Source organism: Nocardia sp. NPDC006630, from assembly GCF_040611495.1.
Lineage (GTDB): Bacteria > Actinomycetota > Actinomycetes > Mycobacteriales > Mycobacteriaceae > Nocardia.
The window spans coordinates 487,951-504,813 of the sequence record NZ_JBEXOK010000002.1 but is presented as its reverse complement, the minus strand read 5'-3'; the positions used below and the strand labels follow the sequence as shown (position 1 = coordinate 504,813).

Genomic DNA, 16,863 nt, shown 5'->3' with positions numbered 1-16,863 from the left:
CCAAATCAGAAGTATGACTGCATATTTCGACCGAGTTGGTCAGAGCGGCGAGGGCACACTCTCCGGCTCAGCACTTGCCGTTTGCGGTTGTTCGCCCACCCGCTTCCCGGGCATTCCAATCGCAATGAGCATCCCGATGAACGCGAAGGCGGCAACCGCGCCCATCGCCGCCGAGAATCCCCGGGTGAACTGCTCGGGCGACGAATAGCCCCCCACGCTCGAGAAGACGGCAACCGCCACCGCGACACCGAACACACAACCGAAGGTGCGCAGCATCATGAACGCTCCCGACGCCTGACCGATCTCGTGTGGTTGTACCGCGCTGACCACAGATTTCTGCGCCGCCGGCATGGCCATGGTCAGCCCGACCCCACCGATGATCAGCGCGGGCAACAGGGTCGGATAGTTCGAATTCGCTTCGGCGGCAAGGGCGATCCAGCCCATGCCGATCGTTTGCAGCAGCAGCCCGCCGATCACGAACTTCCGCTCGCCGACCTTATCGGTCAGCTTTCCGGCGATCGGCGCGCACACCAATAGTGTTGCGGTCCAGGGCATCAGCCGCAGTCCGGCACCGAGCGGCCCGTCGCCCCGCACGATCTGAAAGTACTGCGCGAGAAAGAACAGCGTGCCGTACAGCGAAGCGAACAGCAGCGCATTGGCCGGATTGCCGGTGGCGAACGCCCGCACGCGGAAGAACCGCATCGGCAGCATCGGCGCCGTCGAGCGCTGCTCCCACAATACGAATGAAATCAACAGCGCAACACCGAGTATCAGTGTGCTCAATACCTCCGAACTGCTCCAGCCCGCGGTATTTCCACGCACCAGACCCCAGATGATCCCGAACCCGCCCGCGGTCACGAGCAGGACCCCCGGCAGATCGAAACGCGCATTCGCACCGAAGCTTTCGTCGATGCGCCGTGCCGTCAACGCGATGGTGATCAGCCCGATCGGCAGGTTCAGCCAGAAGATCCACTGCCACGCAAGTCCTTCGGCAATGGCGCCGCCGATGAATGGCCCACTGAATGTCGCCAGCCCGGTAATGCCCATGTACAGCCCCATCGCCCGGCCTCGGTGCTGTGGCGGAAAGGCGGCGGTGAGCAGGGTGAGCGAGAGCGGCAGCACAATGGCGGCGCCGACGCCCTGCAGCGCCCGGAACATGATCAGCGTGCCGATATTCGGCGACAGCGCGCACGCCACCGAGGCGAGGGTGAACACCGCCAGCCCGGTGCTGAACATGCGGCGGCGGCCGTAGCGATCACCCAGTGCGGCGCCGGTCAGCAGCAGTACCGCGAACGTCAAATTGTATGCGTTGACAGTCCATTCGAGTGATTCGACCGATGCCGTGAGATCCTTCCGGATCGTGGACAGGGCGGTCGTCACGACCAAACTGTCCAGGGCCATCATGAATGACGCCACCGAAGCAAGCCCCAGTACCCATGCTTGCCTGGACGTCATTCGTCCTTCGTCGGTATTCACCGATACTCCTTAGTGCAAAGCTGAATATTGTCGGTACCAAACGGCGATCAGTACCGCAGTGAGCGCGGCAGCCCGAATATCGGCAGCAGTGAGTTGTCGTGGAATCGGGTCATCGCGGCAATTCGACTGCCGCTCAACGTCAATACGAGCACTCCGTGCGCGTGCAGAATCGGCGTCCGCGGATCACGCAGGTAGTAGCCGAACGCCGGTTGGCCGTTCGCGCGGGTCGGGATCAGCACATGGCGGGGGCCGTTGCGCATCACCACCGTGGTCAGGAAGTGCCGGATCGCCTCCACGCCTTGGTATTCCAGTGGGACCGGAGGCATGGTCAGCCAGGCGTCGTCCGTCAGCACGGCCACGATCGCCTCGACATCCCCGGCATCGAACGCGCGGATGAAATCCTCCACCACGCGGCGCTCCTGCGGTGAGTTCGGCAGGGGAGCGCTCTCCCGATCGAGACCGGTCGCCGGATCCGCCAGGGCGGTGCGCGCGCGTTTGAGCGCACTGGTCACCGAGCTCTCGCTCGTGTCGAGAATGTTCGCCACCTCGGCCGCCCGGAATCCCAGCACATCGCGCAGCACCAGCACCGCGCGCTGCCTCGGCGGAAGTTCTTGCAGTGCAGCAAGAAACGCCAGTGACACCGATTCTCTGGCCTCATATCGCGCCTCCGGTCCCGGCAGGTCGTCGGCGATCCGGTCGAGCAGCAGATCGGGGTACGGCTCCAGCCAGCTCGGTTCCGGCCGGCGATGTGATGGCTCGGGCAACGGAACCTCCGTCTCGTAGACCGTGAGATCATGCGGACGCCGGGAGCCGGCCCGTAAGGCATTGAGGCAGCGGTTGGTCGCGATCCGGTACAGCCAGGTCCGCACCGACGCCCGTTCCTCATAACCGCCGAGCCCGCGCCACGCCGCCAGCAATGTCTCCTGCAGCAGATCCTCGGCGTCCTGCACCGAGCCGAGGATGCGATAGCAGTGCACCTGCAACTCGCGGCGATACGGTTCGACGAGCCCGCGGAACGCCTCACCGTCCCCGCCCCGAGCCAGCTCCAGCAGCTCCGTCGCCCGAGCCTCGCCCCTACTCGCCGGAATCCCTCGCATAGTGGCTCCTACTCTCCGAAAGATGGTCCTTTCATAGAGATGGACACCGCGAGCGGCCGAAAATGGTCGGCGATCGGTCAGGGATGTGCTGAGCGCGGAATCGGTCGTGCTCGACGGAAGCTTTGACCGCGACCACGATGGGTTCCTCGCGCGGCGTCAGTGCCCAGCGTAGGTGTCGGCCAGCGCGGTGACCGCCTTGCCGATGCCGGTGGTCGCACGCTCGTCGGCCCGATTGGCGACCACCGTGAGCACCATATTCTTCTCGGGCGCGATCCACGCCGATGCGTACCAGAAGGTATTGCTGCCGTCGTGGGCCAGCACGCGTCCGCCCGCCCAGGGTTGGTCGGCGACCATCCAGCCCGCGGCGTAATCGCCACCGCTCGGCGGCTGATGCAGCCTGGTCATGGTGTCCTTGGTCAACATCGTGGACTCGCCGCGCGCGCCCGCCAGGTGCACGGCGAGGAACTTGCCCCAATCGGTGAGCGAACAGTGCACGGTCCCAGCCGGACCGAGCGCGGGCGGATTGTCCGAAGCCGGATCCCCGGGCGCCATCGGCACCGGCTTGTCATCGACCACGGTGTGCCCCCACGGCTGATCCACCGTGTCGCGAGTTCCCGGCGGGCCGAAGCCGCACGAATCCATTTCGAGCTTCCCGAACAGCTCGGACCGCATCAGATCCTCCCAGGTCTTGCCCGTAATCCGTTCCAGCACAACACCTAACGTCACATATCCCATATTCGAATAGGCGTATGTCCCGACCGGCCGAGCCGGGGGAGCGGCCAGCACGGCGCGCACAGCCCGGGTCCGGATATCCGAGGGCGTGCCGTGCAGGTAATCGTCGGAATCACTGTCCGGTGGCCCGTCGGCCATGCCGCTGCGATGCTGCATCAACTGCTCGAGGGTGACATTCGCATTGACGGGGTCGATCGGATCACCGGCGAAGAGCGTGCCGAGCCGATCGTCGAAATGCAGTCTGCCGCGATCGATATACAGGCCGATGAGCGTCGCGGTCATCGCCTTGGTATCGGAACCCAGATGCCATTGGTCATCAACGGTGACAGGCGTGGGATCGCCGAACTTGCGCACACCCGTCGCGCCGAGAGCGATGAGCCGGCCGTCCCGCCACACCGCCGCCGCCATGCCCGGAATCGCGGCTTCGCTCCGGATCGGCTCGAGCGTGCTCGCGAGATTGTCGGCCGGTGTCGCGTGGTTGTCGGTCCCGCAGGCCGCGAGCCCGGCCACGAGCACGCCTGAAATGATCAGCCGAGAGATCCGCACGACACTCCTCAGGTTCGCGGTCTGGTTGCCCGCTGCGGTTCCATCCTGACGGCCTCCGGCGGCGGGCACATCGATCGCCGGTCGGGGCGGCGTCATACTTCGGGTGATCGAGCCGTAGACCACAGGCGGATGCGCGCGGGCGTCGCACCGGCAATGCTGACCCGATGACCGCCAGCATCGCACCCCTGCGCCCATCTCCGGCGCCACTACAGCGGTGGCAGCAGACTTGGCGACTGCTGTTGGTGCTCGCTTTCAGCGTGTTGTCCTGGATTCTCACCGCCAACGGGCTGCCCTCGGGCGTCCATCCGATGCTGCGGGTCTGGTTGTTCGCCGTGGACCCGATCATCGGCGTGTTCAGCATCGTGCTGGTCCTGTTCCGGCGCCGCTACCCGGTTGCTGTCGCCGCCATCACGACCGCCGCTTCCGCGGTATCGACAACCGCCAGCGGAGCCGGGCTGCTGGCGATGTGCTCGCTGGCGACCCGGCGGCGCTATGCGGAAACCCTTGCGGTCGGGGTGGGCTTCGTTCTCGCGGGCGTGGCGATCAGCGTCCTCTATCCGACTCTCGACGTGCAGACCGATGGACCTGGGCAGTATTGGTTCACTGCCGGTTTCATGATCGTCTCCGTCCTGGCCATCGTCGCGATCGGCTTCGCGGTCGGGGCGCGCCGCGAGGAACTGTGGTCGCTGCAGCAGCGCACCGAAATAGCCGAACGTGAGCAGGTCGCGCGTGCCGCTGAGGCCAGAATCCTCGAACGGCACCGTATCGCGCGCGAAATGCATGACGTACTCGCGCACCGGATTTCACTCGTCGCCATGCAGGCCGGAGCGCTCAGCTACCGTCCCGATCTATCTGCCGAACAGGTCGGCGCCATCGCGAAATCCATTGCCGACAACTCCCGCCAGGCACTGGAGGAACTGCGCGATGTGCTCGGCGTCCTGCGCGCCGATGAACTCAATGCCACCGACCCACCCGAACCACCGCAACCCTCGCTCGCGGCGCTGCCCACCCTCGTGGCCGATGCGCGCATCTCCGGGCTGAATGTCACGCTCACCGACAGCACCGCCGGTGAGCCGCCGACGAAGAGCGCTCGCACGGCGTATCGCATTGTGCAGGAAGGGCTTACCAATGTCGGTAAACACGCACCCGGCGCGACGGTCTGGGTCGGCATCGAAGGCGCGGAAGGGCAGGAATTGACCGTGACCGTACTGGACTCCGGTTCCACCGGGTCCGCGGCGCCCGCGCCCGTCTCCGGATACGGCCTGCTCGGACTCACCGAACGAGCCGAGTTGCTGGGCGGCACAATATCGTTCGGTCAACAGCCCGAGGGCGGCTTCCGGTTGCGCGCCATTCTGCCCTGGCCTGCGTCGGTGCAGGTCTCATGAATGCCGTTGTCCCACCACCGATTCGCATAGTGCTCGTCGACGACGATCAACTGGTGCGGGCGGCCCTATCGCTGATCATCGGGGGCGATGCCGGACTGCTCGTCGTAGGTGAGGCCTCCGACGGCGCCCAAGCTATCGACGTGGTCCGCGAACAGCATCCCGATGTTGTGCTCATGGACATTCGCATGCCGGTCCGCGACGGCCTCAGCGCCACCGCGGAACTGCTCACCTGGCGCACGCCGCCCCGCATAGTCGTCCTCACCACCTTCGACTCCGACGATATGGTGCTGCGTGCCCTGCGCCTGGGCAGCCACGGCTTCCTGCTCAAGGACACCCCGCCGCCGGACCTCATCGCCGCGATCAAGGGCGCCGCAGCCGGTCGGCCGATGCTTTCTCCCAGCGTCACAACACAACTCATCACCGCCGCCACCGCACGCGTACCCACCGATGCTCGCCGCACGGCCCACGCCACCGCCCGCCGTGCGCTCGATCAACTCACCACCCGAGAGCTCGACATTGCCCGCGCAATCTCGCGCGGCCTGTCCAACGCCGAAATCGCCACCGAGCTCTACCTCAGTGTCGCCACGGTCAAGACCCACACCGGAAGGCTTTTCGCCAAACTCGCCGTGGAGAACCGAGTCCAGCTGGCGCTCATCGTCCGTGACGCCGAGGACTGATCACTCGCCTACCGCTGTTGCTCGGAGCTCTGGTACTCGCGCCATGCCTTCTGCGTTTCGGTCAGTTTCGGACGCGGGGTGCGGTTGCGGAAGAAGTTCACCACCATCATCACCGGCAGCAGGAACGCCTGGAAGAAGATCAGATACGAGCCGCCGTCGAACAGGAACGCGAGATACCCGGCATAGCCCAGGAATCCGGCGCCGAAGATGGCATTCATGCTGCGTGAGCCGGTGCTCTGCCCGTTTTTCACCGCCGCCATCGCGAGCATCACAACCCCACTGATGGCCAGCAAACCGACATACCAATTGAACACGGGAACCCCCCCGATGCAGTTCGGCCGTACCGGTCGGTCCGGCCGCGCCGAACGTTAGCACCCGCGGTAGGACTCGCACCACCGACTATCGAGGAGGTGGGAGCGTCGTATCTAACGCGGGCCCGGCGCGGCACACAGTGGGGTGGACGCCCGTACCAGCGCTGCCTCGTGCAGTGGATCGCTCCGACGTGCGCCGGCGGTCGCCAGTACGCTGCTCGCCAACCGGGCCGCGCAATCGGCGCTCGCCAGTTCGGTTCGCCGAGCGGCCAATTCGGCAATGATCTCCGCATCGACCCGGTCGATCACCGGACGCACCGCCGCGAGATCCATTGCCGGCGTGGGAGCGGCCGTGAGCCCCGAGCGCCACTGCAGCACCAGACCACGCTGCACCAGCTTGCTCGCCTCGATCTGCCCCAGGAAAACCTCGCGCACCCACGACTCCGGCAGGTTCCGCTGCGCCCCCAGCTGCGCCATCGCGTCGTAGATCGCCGCTTCCCGCACCGGATCGTCGATGACCGGCTCCTGCCCGTCGCGGCTCGCGACAGCCCACTTCACCGCGGCCACCGTGTCAGCGGTATCGATACGATCGGCCAGCAGCCCGACCAGATAGTCCAGTGAGCTGGAACTCTGCGCCGCGGCCGCGCCCTCGGTTCCGAACTGCCCGGCGAGCAGAAGTATCGACGACACCGCCACCAGTGCCAGAGCCTTCATCCCTCGACCTACCTCTCCTCGGATCAGGACGGGTATCAGTCGTGCAGCATGACAGATTCCGGACGCTGCCGCGCGCTGCGTCAGAAGGGCTCGCCGTCGGTGGTGACTTCGAATGCGTTGAGGAAATTGCAGACCAGCTGGTAGAAGCCGACGGTCAGCACGAGGTCGGCCAGCTGGGTGACGGTGAGGAATTCGAGTGCGCTCTTGCGGTCGCTGTCATCGAGGGTGTGGCTGAGCAGCAGCCGGTCGGTGAGCGCGAGAATCGCTGCCTCCTCGGAGCTGAGGCCGTCGGTGGATCCGGTGGCGGCGGCCGCGATCGCGATATCGCCGAGGCCGACGGCGCGAGCGAATCTCTCGTGGTGATGGATTTCGTATGGCGCGGAATAGATATGGCCGACGCGCAGGATCGCGAGTTCCCGCAGTGGCAGGGGGAGCGAGTTGGCCTGCAGCATGGCATCGGCCATCGACAGGAAGCTCGCGGCCATGCCGGGGGAGTGCGCCACCATCCGGTAGATATTGGCGCTGTGGGTGCTCAGCGCCTCCTGCAGCTCGCTCGGCAGGTTCGTTGTATCGGGGTATTCCATAGTGAAATCCTTTGCGAGGCAGTACGAATAGAGTCAGGCGAGCTTGTCGACCTCGCCGCGGATGGGCTCACTGCCATCCCAGGTGGCCGCGACCTCCCGGATGTATTCGAAGAACTTGCCCTTGGGGCCGCTGATATCGGAGATCTCGATAATGTGCCCCAGGGACTCCTCGGTATCGAGATAGGCGAAGCGGCCGAGTTCGCCGCCGATGGAGCCCTCGTGCCCGACGGTGTAGCCCAGGCCCAGCGCCCTGTCGTACAGGCCCTGAAAATCGTTGGTCCAGTACGCAATATGCTGCAATCCCTCACGACCGGAGTCGAGAAACTCCTTGTACAGTGACGGCGCGTCATTGCGAGGCTGGATCAGCTCGATCTGCAAGTCGCCCGAGTTCGCCAGCGCCACACTCATTTTCATCGGCGAGGGCGTGCCCCGGTGGGTGAAGTCATCGGTCTGCACGTCGTGGACGTAGAACCAGGGGCCGACGCCCTGATCGATCCAGCGCTGCATCTCGGTCCGGATATCGCGGACGACGTAACCGAGCTGGGTGATATTGCCGAAGATCCGGCTCATCGGTGCTGCCCTTCCTTGTGGGGATCCGAAATATGTTGTGGGGCAAGCCGTGCGAAGAGCATCTGCTCGAGTTCGCGCCGGGCGGCGGCGAGGTCCAGTTCGGGGTCGAGCATCGATTGCAGTGCGATACCGCGCAATACGCCGACCACCGTGATGGCCAGTCCCCGCGGATCGACCTCGGTGGCGAATTCCCCGGCTCGCTGGCCCTGCGTGATGCGTTCGGTCAACTCCTCGCGGAACTCCCGATCGGAGGCCAGCACGATTGCCCGCCGCTCCGAGGGTGTCGCCACCGCATCGGCCCACAGCACCAGCCGGGCGCGATTGATCGGCGGGAGATCGGCGACCACCGTGAAATAGATATCCAGGAATCCGCGCAGTGCCTCGATGGCCGATCCCGAGCCGGTCGTGCCCAGAATTTCGTCGCGGAACTGCTCGGAGACGGTGCCCACGAGCCGCTCCATCATCGCGCCCTTCGACCCGAAATGGTGTGTGACCAGCCCGCGGCTGTACCCCGCACGCTCACCGACGGTGGCCAGTGTGAGCTGCGAGGGCCCGAATTCCGCGACCGCCTCCGCCGCCGCCTCCAGCAACCGCCGCTCCGCCTCGCCGCGGCGTTCTTCCTGCGAGCGGCGTTCGGAGGCACTACCTGGGCTCATCATCGTCTCCTGTCACCAATGTGGTGCTGCCGGGCGGTTATTCGGTCGCCCTGCCGTGTTCCAGCAGGGCGGGATCGTGTGCGCAGACCAGCAGCAGGTCCGGGTCATTGCGGCGGTAGAGCTCGGCGAGGCGGGCGTGATTGTCGCGGACCTGCTTCACATTCCAGGCAATAGCGGTCTCCATCCCGGAGAGCACCGCCGGCACGTGAGAACGACCGTCGAGGGTGCCGGGATGGTAGAAAGCGTCGCCGGCGTGCAGAACCCAGCGATGACCGGCATCAACAGCCACGGCAGCGTGGCCGCGAGTATGGCCCGGCAGCGCGAGCAGCACGATTCCCGGCGCGATATCGGTGAGCTCCTTCGCCGCGGCGAAACCACGCCACTTCTCGCCGTCGGGTTCGTGCTGAACGATCGCCGGATCATGAGACCACTGCGATGTGCGAAACCGCATTCGCTCTCTCAGCGTCGGATTCGCCACCGCGCCAAGATATTCGGCCGCCGTGGTGTGCACGGTGGCGTGCGGGAAGTCGGACAGCCCGCCGATATGGTCGGCATCGAAGTGTGTGGTGATGATGTGTCGCACATCCGCCCGTCGAAACCCGAGGTACTCGACCTGGCGAGCAGCCGTCTCATCCGGATCGAGCACCGGTCGCAGCAATCGCCGCGACGCCCCGATCCGCCGCGCAGGCTGTGCGACGTCCTCGAGCCCGAACCCGCTGTCGACGAGCACCAGCCCACTGTCGGTCTCGATCAGCAGCACATGGCAGACCACGTCGACCCCGGTCGGCAAACGCATCGTGCCGCAGTTCAAATGCCGAACCTTCACGAGGCGGCCCCTTCAACCCTGGCGAACCCCTCGGTCCACTTACTTACTAGTCAACCAACAAGTTATTGTCAGTGCGGGCCGCTGTCAACGGATTGGCCGGTCCGGAAACAGCAGAAGGGCCCGGCATCTCTGCCGGGCCCTTCTGCAACTCTGGTGCGCGATACTGGGATTGAACCAGTGACCTCTTCCGTGTCAGGGAAGCGCTCTCCCGCTGAGCTAATCGCGCGAGATTTCCTTTTGCCTCTTAAGAGGCGGCGACGGGAATCGAACCCGTGTGCACGGCTTTGCAGGCCGTTGCCTCACCACTCGGCCACACCGCCAACCAAGGCCGGGTTGGCCTTCGAGCGGATGACGGGATTTGAACCCGCGACCCTCACCTTGGCAAGGTGATGCGCTACCACTGCGCTACATCCGCATTCTGTCCCCCGGTGCCTCGCGGCTGTCCGGCTGACGAGAGAGAACATTAGCCGACTATCTGCGCAAGCAACAAATCGCCTGGTAGATGGGGGTAAAAGTGAACTACAGGCATGTGATTCGAGAACGGGTCAATGAACGTTCGGCAGCGTACGACCCGGATTGTGCCTCCAGTGCGACGACGTCACAGAAGGCAATGACAGGTGTGTCCACGGCATCCGGGCGCGTCGCCCACTAGCCGCCCGCGACGCCGCTGAGGCCGCCACTCCGCCACGCGGACCCACCACCCCCATCCCACGGTCGCACCGCGTTTTTACGCCGTTGTCCACGCGATTTGGTATGTCACCGGTAGTGCGTGTTAATGTTCTTTCTCGTTCGACCAGCACAGAAACACCGGCCGAACAACCCGTAAGGTCTCATAGCTCAGCGGGAGAGCATTCGCCTCACACGCGAAGGGTCGCTGGTTCAATCCCAGCTGGGACCACCAAAAGGGGCTTATTCCAATCAGCGTTCGCTCGCTGGCAGGGGTAAGCCCCTTTTTGCTTTCCGTGGATTGAGCGGTGGTGCTCGACCACCGGTTTTTCGATGACTTCGGCCGGGATGTGGCCAACGAAAATGATCATGCCCCACCGTGTCTGCTGTCGTGTCGATGCCAGGCCAAATCACTTGCGGCGCTTGTCCTACCGCCTGAATGTCATCCCCTGTCCGAGTTGTCGTCGATGCCTGCCGGTCGTCGAGGGCCGGCTTCGGCGCGCTAGCGGCGGGGGCGCAGTTGGTCGCGTTCGGCGGTGAGTGCGGTGTTCGATCGGTGCAGGGCGGTGTTGGTGTCGGTGAGGGTGGTGTTGGCTTCGCGTAGGGCGGTATTGGTGTCTTCGAGGTCGAGGATGCGCCCGATTCCGGTGAGGTTGATGCCCTGGGCGGCCAGTTCGATGATGCGGGCCAGGCGGGCAAGGTCCTCGCCGCTGTAGCGGCGGGTGCCACCGGCGCTGCGCAGTGGGGTGATCAGTCCGTGCTGCTCGTATAGGCGCAGTGTCTGCACGCCGACGCCGGCGAGGTCGGCGGCCACTGAGATCGCGTAGACCGCCTGCCCCGGCAGTGGGAGGTGGCCTTGTTCGTGCCCCGGCATCGTGTCGATCTCCCTGTCTTCGTTCATGATCTCCAGCCTTCAGATTACCTTCCGGGCACTCTTGCACTCTCCTATTGGGAGTGCTAAAAATTATCTCTGTCAGATGACAGAGGTTATCTGAATCCTCTTCGATCGAGAATGGAGTGAGTTGGAGATGGCGACCATGCTGATGCGTACCGATCCCTTCCGTGACCTGGATCGTTTGACGCAGCAGGTCTTCGGCACGCCGGCGCGTCCGGTGGTCATGCCGATGGACGCCTGGCGTGAGGGCGACGAGTTCTTCGTCGAGTTCGATCTGCCCGGTATCGACCCCGATTCCCTGGATCTGGATGTCGAGCGCAATGTGGTCACCGTGAAGGCCTCACGCCCGGAGCTGGACCAGGGGCGGGCGATGATCGCGGCCGAGCGCACTCGCGGAGTGTTCTCCCGCCAACTGTTCCTCGGTGAGAACCTCGACACCGACGCGATCCGCGCCGACTACCGCGACGGCGTGCTACGGCTGAGCATCCCGGTTGCGGAGAAGGCCAAGCCCCGCAAGATCGAGATCACCCGCACCGAACCCGACCGCCAGGCCATCGACGCCTGAACGCGCCCACTCTCTCGGGGGTCCCGCGACGGCGCACTCGGGAGAAGATGTCTGTCCGAAGTCGTTGCGCGAGAACGACATTTCGAAATCCTCCGTCGACGGGTGAGCTCGTTCAGCCGCAGGCTTGCGGGCTCACCCGGCCCCTCCCGATCCCTCACCGTGACTACGCAATCACTACAACCGGTATAGACGCCATGACATCGACACACTCACCTCAGGACACTCGCGATTTCGCCCGGCCTACCCCGGCCGCGCGCCGGATATCAACCCGTGCAGCCGATCCCGAAAACACCGAGGTGGTGCGGTGGCCCGAACCGAGCCACCTGCGCCCATGGTGGGAATCGATCATGCAACCCGCCATGCCCGCCGACCCGGCCGTACCCAGATCCCCCGATCCCCGGCACCCACGGGCCCGCAATCCTTTTTCGCATCGCTCCCGACCCGCCCGCATCGCCGCCCACCGCTGACCGCGATCCGGTTGAAATCGCCTCTGCTGTAACATTTCTCGCCCAGCATGCTGAACGCACAGCAGCGGCATGACACTCGTGAGACCCGAGTTGGCCGACGGCGGAAATTCTCTCGAGGCGCAGGCCCAGCGCGACCATCACGCCGTCAGTGCCGGGCTACAGAAAGCCGGTGAGCTCGAGCAGGCGCTGCGCGGACCGGCTGGGCGTTTGGATGATCAGCTTGTGCCCGGTCAGTGAGAGTTGTGCGGTCAGCCGGACTACGAGCCGCAATGCCACACATCCGAAGAAGGTGACCCCGGCCAGGTCGAGGACAACATCGTCAGGCGCCAGCCGCGCAAGTTCTCGATGGGCATCGTTCAGCTGAGGTTCGGTGGTCAGATCGACCTCGCCGTACATCGCCACCCGCGGGGGTCGTTCGTGAGGGAAGCACCGCACCTCGCCACGCTGTCGGTCCCGATATCGACGGGGCATCGAGGAGACCTCCGGGATGACGCTGCATGAACTCACGATCGACCTCGTCTCCATCGGGCCGGTGCGGTCCGATGAACAATTGTCGCACGACAAATATTTAGAAGCGAGCCCGTGGGCGGGAAGTGGCATGTCGATCCCGGATTGGAGACCCCCTGCCTCCCGCTGGGGAGTGGTGAGCGCCCTCGCGCGCCGCGATCGTGGTTTCCCGGCGTGAGTTCTCGGTAGAAACGGCGTTCCAACCGCCCGATTCGCTGGCGGTTTCATTGATTGCCGCACAGAAAATATTGACCGTGTAGCGGGTCAGGCGCGGCGCTTCCGGGGCGCGGTGTCGGTGCCGTTTTCCGCGCTCGCGGTGAACTCCGCCAAACCCGCCAGCAGTGCCTGCCGACCTGCCGCGCTCATCCCTTGCAGCACCTGTTCCAGGTCCCGCCGCCGGGTGTCACTGACCTCGGTGAGCAGCCGCTGCCCGTCCCTGGTCAACATGAGCATCACCTCGCGGCGGTTGGCCGGACTGGCTGTGCGAGCGAGCAATCCCGCAGCCTGTAGCCGGTCGCACAGCCGGCTTGCCGAGGACGGCATCGCGTCCAACTCGACGGCCAAGCCGTTGAGATTGATCTGCCCATGGTGCTGCACAATCGTCAGTGCCTGCAGTTGCGACGGTGACACTCGTGTCCCCACGGCCTGCTGGGCCTGACCCCACAGCACGACCAGTCCTTCCGCCGCCTGTTCCACGGCCGCGGTGAGATCGCTCCCGGGGCGGTCCGGCCGCCGCGTACTGCTCATGCCACTACTTTGACACGTCGCCCCCCGCCGTGACGACACCCCCGCGCGGGGTAACGTCGTCGGACCCGTGTCACGCGACAATTGCCGCGATCGACCGCAGCCACGAAGCCCCCGGGGGCTCGCCGACTCTCAGAGGCCCATATGACCCGCGACGGTGACCCGATCGCTCACGCCGAGGCAGCCCTGCGCGCCAGCGCCCCGCATGCGCTGCTCGATGTCATCCGCGCCACGCTGCAGACGGACTTCGCGGCGACCGCGGTGGACCTGCTGCTGGCCGACTACCGATTGTCGATGCTGCAGCCGGTCACCCAGTTGCCCCACACCGCACCGCCACTACCGATCAGGACCACGACCGCCGGCCGGGCATTCACCGCCCAGCAGGTGCTCCTGGAACCCGGCCCGGCCACCGAGGGGGTCGTCATCCACCTGCCGGTGGCCGTGCGCGGTGACCGGCTGGGCATTCTGCGGGTGCTGCTGCCACACGCGCCCACCGGCGCCGAGCAGGACGTCCTGGCCGGGCTGGCCACCATGCTGGGACACGAACTGATCGTCGCCGAACGCGACACCGACCTCTATCTGCAAGCGCGCCGCCGCGAACGACTGAGCCTCGCCGCGGAGATGCAATGGCAACTGCTGCCGGGACGCGGCTGTTCTCGCGCCGAGTACGCCCTGGGCGGGCAACTCGAACCGGCATACACCATCGGCGGGGACAACTTCGACTGGAGCACTTCCGCGGACTACCTCACCGTGACCGTCTCCAATGGCTTGGGCCAGGGCATCGGGGCCGCGTTGCTGACGAACCTGGCCATCAGCGCGCTGCGTAACGCACGCCGGGCCGGACTGGACATCGCCGACCAGGCTGCCCTGGCCGATCAGGCCCTCTACGCCCAGTACGGGGGCAGCCAGTACGTCGAGACCCTGCTGCTGCGCTTCGAAGTCGCCACCGGCCGTGTAGGAGTGATCGACGCGGGCTCCCCGCGCGCGCTGCGGCTGCGCGACGGGGTGGTCGAGCTGATCGAGTTCGACGCGCAACTGCCGCTGGGAATGTTCGACCGCACCGACTATCGCGAACAAACCTTCCAGGTCGAACCCGGCGACCGGCTCGTCATCGTCAGCGACGGAGTGCACACCGCCCAAGCCCCGACCGGTGTCGAATACGGCACGACCAACCTCGACCTCTCGATAGTCGCCTCCAGCAATTTGCCCGCCTCCGAAGCCGCGCGGGCCATCATCACCGAGTTGCTCGACTATCACGAGGACACCGATCTGCTCGACGACGCGGTCGTGGTCTGCATCGACTGGAACCATCCCTGAGCCGACCCGCGCCACTGGAACTGCTCGACCTGTATTCAGATTCCGCATCGGCGTTTCCACACGCAGGCAGCGATCCGGCGGCGGTCCAGCTCGCTGATCTGTGCGGCACTCACCCCCGATGCCGGTCCACGGCGATCTCGGCCCACACGGTCTTGTGGTCGTGGTGGCGGTTGTGCGCCCACGCTGTGGCGAGGCGGTCGATCAGGAGTATGCCGCGTCCGCCGGTCCCGTCCGGCGGGCGTGGGCGCGGGTCACCGGGGCCGGTGTCGTCTACTTCGATGCGCAGCAGCGAACAGTCCGCCGGCAGTGACACCCGGGCTCGCCGTGGCGCGCGTCCGTGGCGGCGGGCATTGGTGGCCAGCTCGTCGAACACCTGAATCGCGTCCGCGACCGCCATTTCCGGCAGCGGCGCCAGCAGCGTGCGCATCATCGCCCGCGCCCGAGCCGGTGCGATCTGGTCGAGATCGAGATCCATCGCAACGCCGCGGTCTGTGGTGCGGTGCAGATCATCGGTCATCGGTGTCGCCATAACCCTCACCTCCTGCGTCACTGTTCGGATGCGGCCGATTTACCCCGGTTGCGATGATCCGAAACCGCCCACGCCAGCGCCGAGCAGGATCTGGAAGTGGGTGTCTTCGCGGCGGTACGCTGCGGACAGCCGTCCGGAATACATTGCCCGAGTACTTGTTCGAGGCCGTTGATGCATCTGGAGCAGCCACATGACAGCCGGCCGGGCATCGCACGTCCATCGAGCGGCCCGGTGCGGCGTGACAGCTCGTGCCGAATACGGACCGGACGTGCCGTATCGAGCAAGAGGTATGTGCCTAGGAAACGAGCAGCGCTACTGTCCGACTTGGGGATTCGTCGGCGAGGACTGGTCCTCCCCGCTCTCGGAAACCCGGGCTGCATCGCCAGGTAGCCCTTCGGTTCTCCCCTGCTCAGGGGTGGGGACCGAGCATGAGATCGCGCAACGTGCCGGCGGGAGAACCTCAGACTCCTCTCCCGCCGGTGCGGCGCAAACCCATCGACGCGAAATACGCCGCCGAGATCGAGGCGCTCTACGCCTGATCGGCAGAATGCCCTCCGGCTCAGCGATAACGCTGGGCGAGAGGGCATTTTGTGTTCCGGTTCGAGCTTCGTGGGTCCGTAGGGGAGTCACGGCTTCCAGGCGACTGAGCGGAGCCAGGCATCCAGGTCCATTAGGCCGGGGTGCTCGGTGCGGAGTGCTGGGATGTCGAGTGGGCCGTCGGGGTTCTCGTTGAAGTGTGTGAACATCTGGGCGACGTGCTTGTCGAAGGCGCGTACCTGTTCCAGGGGGACCTGGTTGCTGCGGGTGGGCAGGCCGGCGTGGCGTCCGATGATCTCGGCGATCTGGGGTGGGGTCAGGTAGTCGCCGGCGAGGGGGATGGTGCGGCCGAGGAACTGCTCGGGACGGTCGAATGCGAGGGCGGCGAAGGCGCCGATATCTTGTGTCGAGATCAGTGAGATCGGCATGTCGCTGCGTACCGGGAGATTCACCACCAGTTCGCCGTTCTCGTCCAGGACCGGGCGGTTGAAGGCATTGAGGTTGTCCATGAAGAAGGTGGGTCGCAGGACGGTCGCCGGTAATTCGAGTTGGCTGATGTGCGCTTCGATCGCTTCCTTGGCCGCGTAGTACTCGACGCCGGTGTTTCCTTCTGCGCCGCGCAGCGAGCTGTAGACGAGATGCGCGACTCCCAGCTCCTTCGCGATGTCCGCTACTTGCTTGCCCCAACGCTGTTCTGCCGCAATACCTTCGGCCGTGATATGGATCCCGGTCATCATCGTCAGCATCATGAAGACGCCGTATGCGCCTTCCATCGCCGCCCTGATCGATTCGGAATCGTCCAGATCGCCCTCGATCAGATTGGCCCCCTGGGACTGCAGTGCCATCGCGGCGGGCGCGTTCAGGTTGCGCACGAAAGCGTGTACTTCCCAGCCGCGCTTCAGCAGCTGCTCGTTTGTTGCCCGGCCCTGCTGGCCCGTCGCGCCGATGACAAGTACCGGTCCCTTGTTGTTCGTCATGTCATGCTCTCTTCAGTGGCCGGTGATGTCTGTCGATCACCTGATGACTACAACGCTAGGGATGATCGATCGCCCGGTCCTGGTA

At 65.3% G+C, this 16,863-nt stretch carries 19 protein-coding genes and 4 tRNA genes; 6 read left to right on the top strand and 17 right to left on the bottom strand.

Features of this window, described 5'->3' with window-relative positions; genetic code table 11:
* Positions 1-39: 39 nt before the first annotated feature.
* The 3 genes from ABZX86_RS06710 to ABZX86_RS06700 form a co-directional block, all read right to left on the bottom strand.
* Positions 40-1,455, bottom strand: a complete 1,416-nt coding sequence (locus ABZX86_RS06710; protein ID WP_355121300.1) for an MFS transporter — start codon at positions 1,453-1,455, stop codon at positions 40-42.
* Positions 1,456-1,523: 68 nt separating this feature from the next.
* Positions 1,524-2,573, bottom strand: coding sequence for a sigma-70 family RNA polymerase sigma factor (locus tag ABZX86_RS06705; protein ID WP_355120749.1), 1,050 nt, complete (start codon positions 2,571-2,573; stop codon positions 1,524-1,526).
* A gap of 156 nt (positions 2,574-2,729) precedes the next feature.
* Positions 2,730-3,851 carry a serine hydrolase domain-containing protein gene (locus ABZX86_RS06700; protein ID WP_355120747.1) on the bottom strand — a complete coding sequence of 374 codons (1,122 nt, stop codon included), beginning with the start codon at positions 3,849-3,851 and terminating at the stop codon, positions 2,730-2,732.
* A 164-nt stretch (positions 3,852-4,015) separates the two neighbouring features.
* On the opposite strand from ABZX86_RS06700, the gene ABZX86_RS06695 reads away from it, so the two are divergent.
* Positions 4,016-5,236 (top strand): sensor histidine kinase, encoded by a 1,221-nt coding sequence (locus ABZX86_RS06695; RefSeq protein WP_355120746.1) that lies wholly within the window; start codon positions 4,016-4,018, stop codon positions 5,234-5,236.
* Positions 5,233-5,913, top strand: a complete 681-nt coding sequence (locus ABZX86_RS06690) for a response regulator transcription factor (protein WP_355120744.1) — start codon at positions 5,233-5,235, stop codon at positions 5,911-5,913. The genes ABZX86_RS06695 and ABZX86_RS06690 overlap by 4 nt, the downstream gene beginning before the upstream one ends.
* A gap of 8 nt (positions 5,914-5,921) precedes the next feature.
* Here ABZX86_RS06690 and ABZX86_RS06685 read toward each other — a convergent pair whose 3' ends face one another.
* The 9 genes from ABZX86_RS06685 to ABZX86_RS06645 all read right to left on the bottom strand — a co-directional run bounded on the left by ABZX86_RS06685 (position 5,922) and on the right by ABZX86_RS06645 (position 9,989).
* Complete coding sequence (locus ABZX86_RS06685) at positions 5,922-6,227, bottom strand: hypothetical protein (protein ID WP_355120742.1); 306 nt, start codon at positions 6,225-6,227, stop codon at positions 5,922-5,924.
* Positions 6,228-6,338: 111 nt separating this feature from the next.
* A complete protein-coding gene (locus ABZX86_RS06680) occupies positions 6,339-6,938 on the bottom strand; it encodes a chorismate mutase (RefSeq protein WP_355120740.1) in 600 nt (199 codons plus the stop codon).
* Positions 6,939-7,018: 80 nt separating this feature from the next.
* On the bottom strand, positions 7,019-7,522 hold the full coding sequence (locus ABZX86_RS06675) for a carboxymuconolactone decarboxylase family protein (protein WP_355120738.1): 504 nt from the start codon (positions 7,520-7,522) through the stop codon (positions 7,019-7,021).
* 33 nt (positions 7,523-7,555) lie between these two features.
* Positions 7,556-8,092 (bottom strand): VOC family protein, encoded by a 537-nt coding sequence (locus ABZX86_RS06670; protein WP_355120736.1) that lies wholly within the window; start codon positions 8,090-8,092, stop codon positions 7,556-7,558.
* On the bottom strand, positions 8,089-8,748 hold the full coding sequence (locus ABZX86_RS06665; RefSeq protein ID WP_355120734.1) for a TetR/AcrR family transcriptional regulator: 660 nt from the start codon (positions 8,746-8,748) through the stop codon (positions 8,089-8,091). Before ABZX86_RS06665 ends, ABZX86_RS06670 begins: the two co-directional genes overlap by 4 nt.
* Before the next feature lie 37 nt (positions 8,749-8,785).
* Positions 8,786-9,574, bottom strand: a complete 789-nt coding sequence (locus ABZX86_RS06660) for an MBL fold metallo-hydrolase (protein ID WP_355120732.1) — start codon at positions 9,572-9,574, stop codon at positions 8,786-8,788.
* Between the two features lie 151 nt (positions 9,575-9,725).
* Positions 9,726-9,800, bottom strand: a tRNA-Val gene (locus ABZX86_RS06655).
* Between the two features lie 23 nt (positions 9,801-9,823).
* A tRNA-Cys gene (locus ABZX86_RS06650) sits at positions 9,824-9,894 on the bottom strand.
* A gap of 23 nt (positions 9,895-9,917) precedes the next feature.
* Positions 9,918-9,989: transfer RNA gene (locus tag ABZX86_RS06645), tRNA-Gly, on the bottom strand.
* Positions 9,990-10,400: 411 nt separating this feature from the next.
* Between ABZX86_RS06645 and ABZX86_RS06640 the strand changes: the two genes are divergently transcribed.
* Positions 10,401-10,475: transfer RNA gene (locus tag ABZX86_RS06640), tRNA-Val, on the top strand.
* Positions 10,476-10,742: 267 nt separating this feature from the next.
* Here the strand turns inward: ABZX86_RS06640 and ABZX86_RS06635 are convergent.
* Positions 10,743-11,114 (bottom strand): MerR family transcriptional regulator, encoded by a 372-nt coding sequence (locus ABZX86_RS06635; RefSeq protein WP_355121298.1) that lies wholly within the window; start codon positions 11,112-11,114, stop codon positions 10,743-10,745.
* 163 nt (positions 11,115-11,277) lie between these two features.
* On the opposite strand from ABZX86_RS06635, the gene ABZX86_RS06630 reads away from it, so the two are divergent.
* Positions 11,278-11,700, top strand: a complete 423-nt coding sequence (locus tag ABZX86_RS06630) for an HSP20 family small heat-shock protein (RefSeq protein ID WP_355121297.1) — start codon at positions 11,278-11,280, stop codon at positions 11,698-11,700.
* Positions 11,701-12,323: 623 nt separating this feature from the next.
* On the opposite strand, the gene ABZX86_RS06625 is transcribed toward ABZX86_RS06630, so the two are convergent.
* Positions 12,324-12,563, bottom strand: a complete 240-nt coding sequence (locus ABZX86_RS06625) for an STAS domain-containing protein (RefSeq protein WP_355121295.1) — start codon at positions 12,561-12,563, stop codon at positions 12,324-12,326.
* A 91-nt stretch (positions 12,564-12,654) separates the two neighbouring features.
* On the opposite strand from ABZX86_RS06625, the gene ABZX86_RS06620 reads away from it, so the two are divergent.
* A complete protein-coding gene (locus tag ABZX86_RS06620) occupies positions 12,655-12,852 on the top strand; it encodes a hypothetical protein (protein WP_355120730.1) in 198 nt (65 codons plus the stop codon).
* A gap of 86 nt (positions 12,853-12,938) precedes the next feature.
* On the opposite strand, the gene ABZX86_RS06615 is transcribed toward ABZX86_RS06620, so the two are convergent.
* Positions 12,939-13,421 (bottom strand): MarR family transcriptional regulator, encoded by a 483-nt coding sequence (locus ABZX86_RS06615; RefSeq protein ID WP_355120729.1) that lies wholly within the window; start codon positions 13,419-13,421, stop codon positions 12,939-12,941.
* Positions 13,422-13,562: 141 nt separating this feature from the next.
* Between ABZX86_RS06615 and ABZX86_RS06610 the strand changes: the two genes are divergently transcribed.
* The gene (locus ABZX86_RS06610; RefSeq protein WP_355120727.1) at positions 13,563-14,735 is read left to right on the top strand and encodes a PP2C family protein-serine/threonine phosphatase; all 1,173 of its coding nucleotides are present in this window, start codon (positions 13,563-13,565) and stop codon (positions 14,733-14,735) included.
* Between the two features lie 109 nt (positions 14,736-14,844).
* On the opposite strand, the gene ABZX86_RS06605 is transcribed toward ABZX86_RS06610, so the two are convergent.
* Together ABZX86_RS06605 and ABZX86_RS06600 are read right to left on the bottom strand one after the other, a co-directional pair.
* A complete protein-coding gene (locus ABZX86_RS06605) occupies positions 14,845-15,264 on the bottom strand; it encodes an ATP-binding protein (RefSeq protein ID WP_355120725.1) in 420 nt (139 codons plus the stop codon).
* A 626-nt stretch (positions 15,265-15,890) separates the two neighbouring features.
* Entirely contained in the window at positions 15,891-16,778 is an 888-nt protein-coding gene (locus tag ABZX86_RS06600) for an NmrA/HSCARG family protein (protein ID WP_355120723.1), read from the bottom strand.
* Between the last annotated feature and the right edge of the window lie 85 nt (positions 16,779-16,863).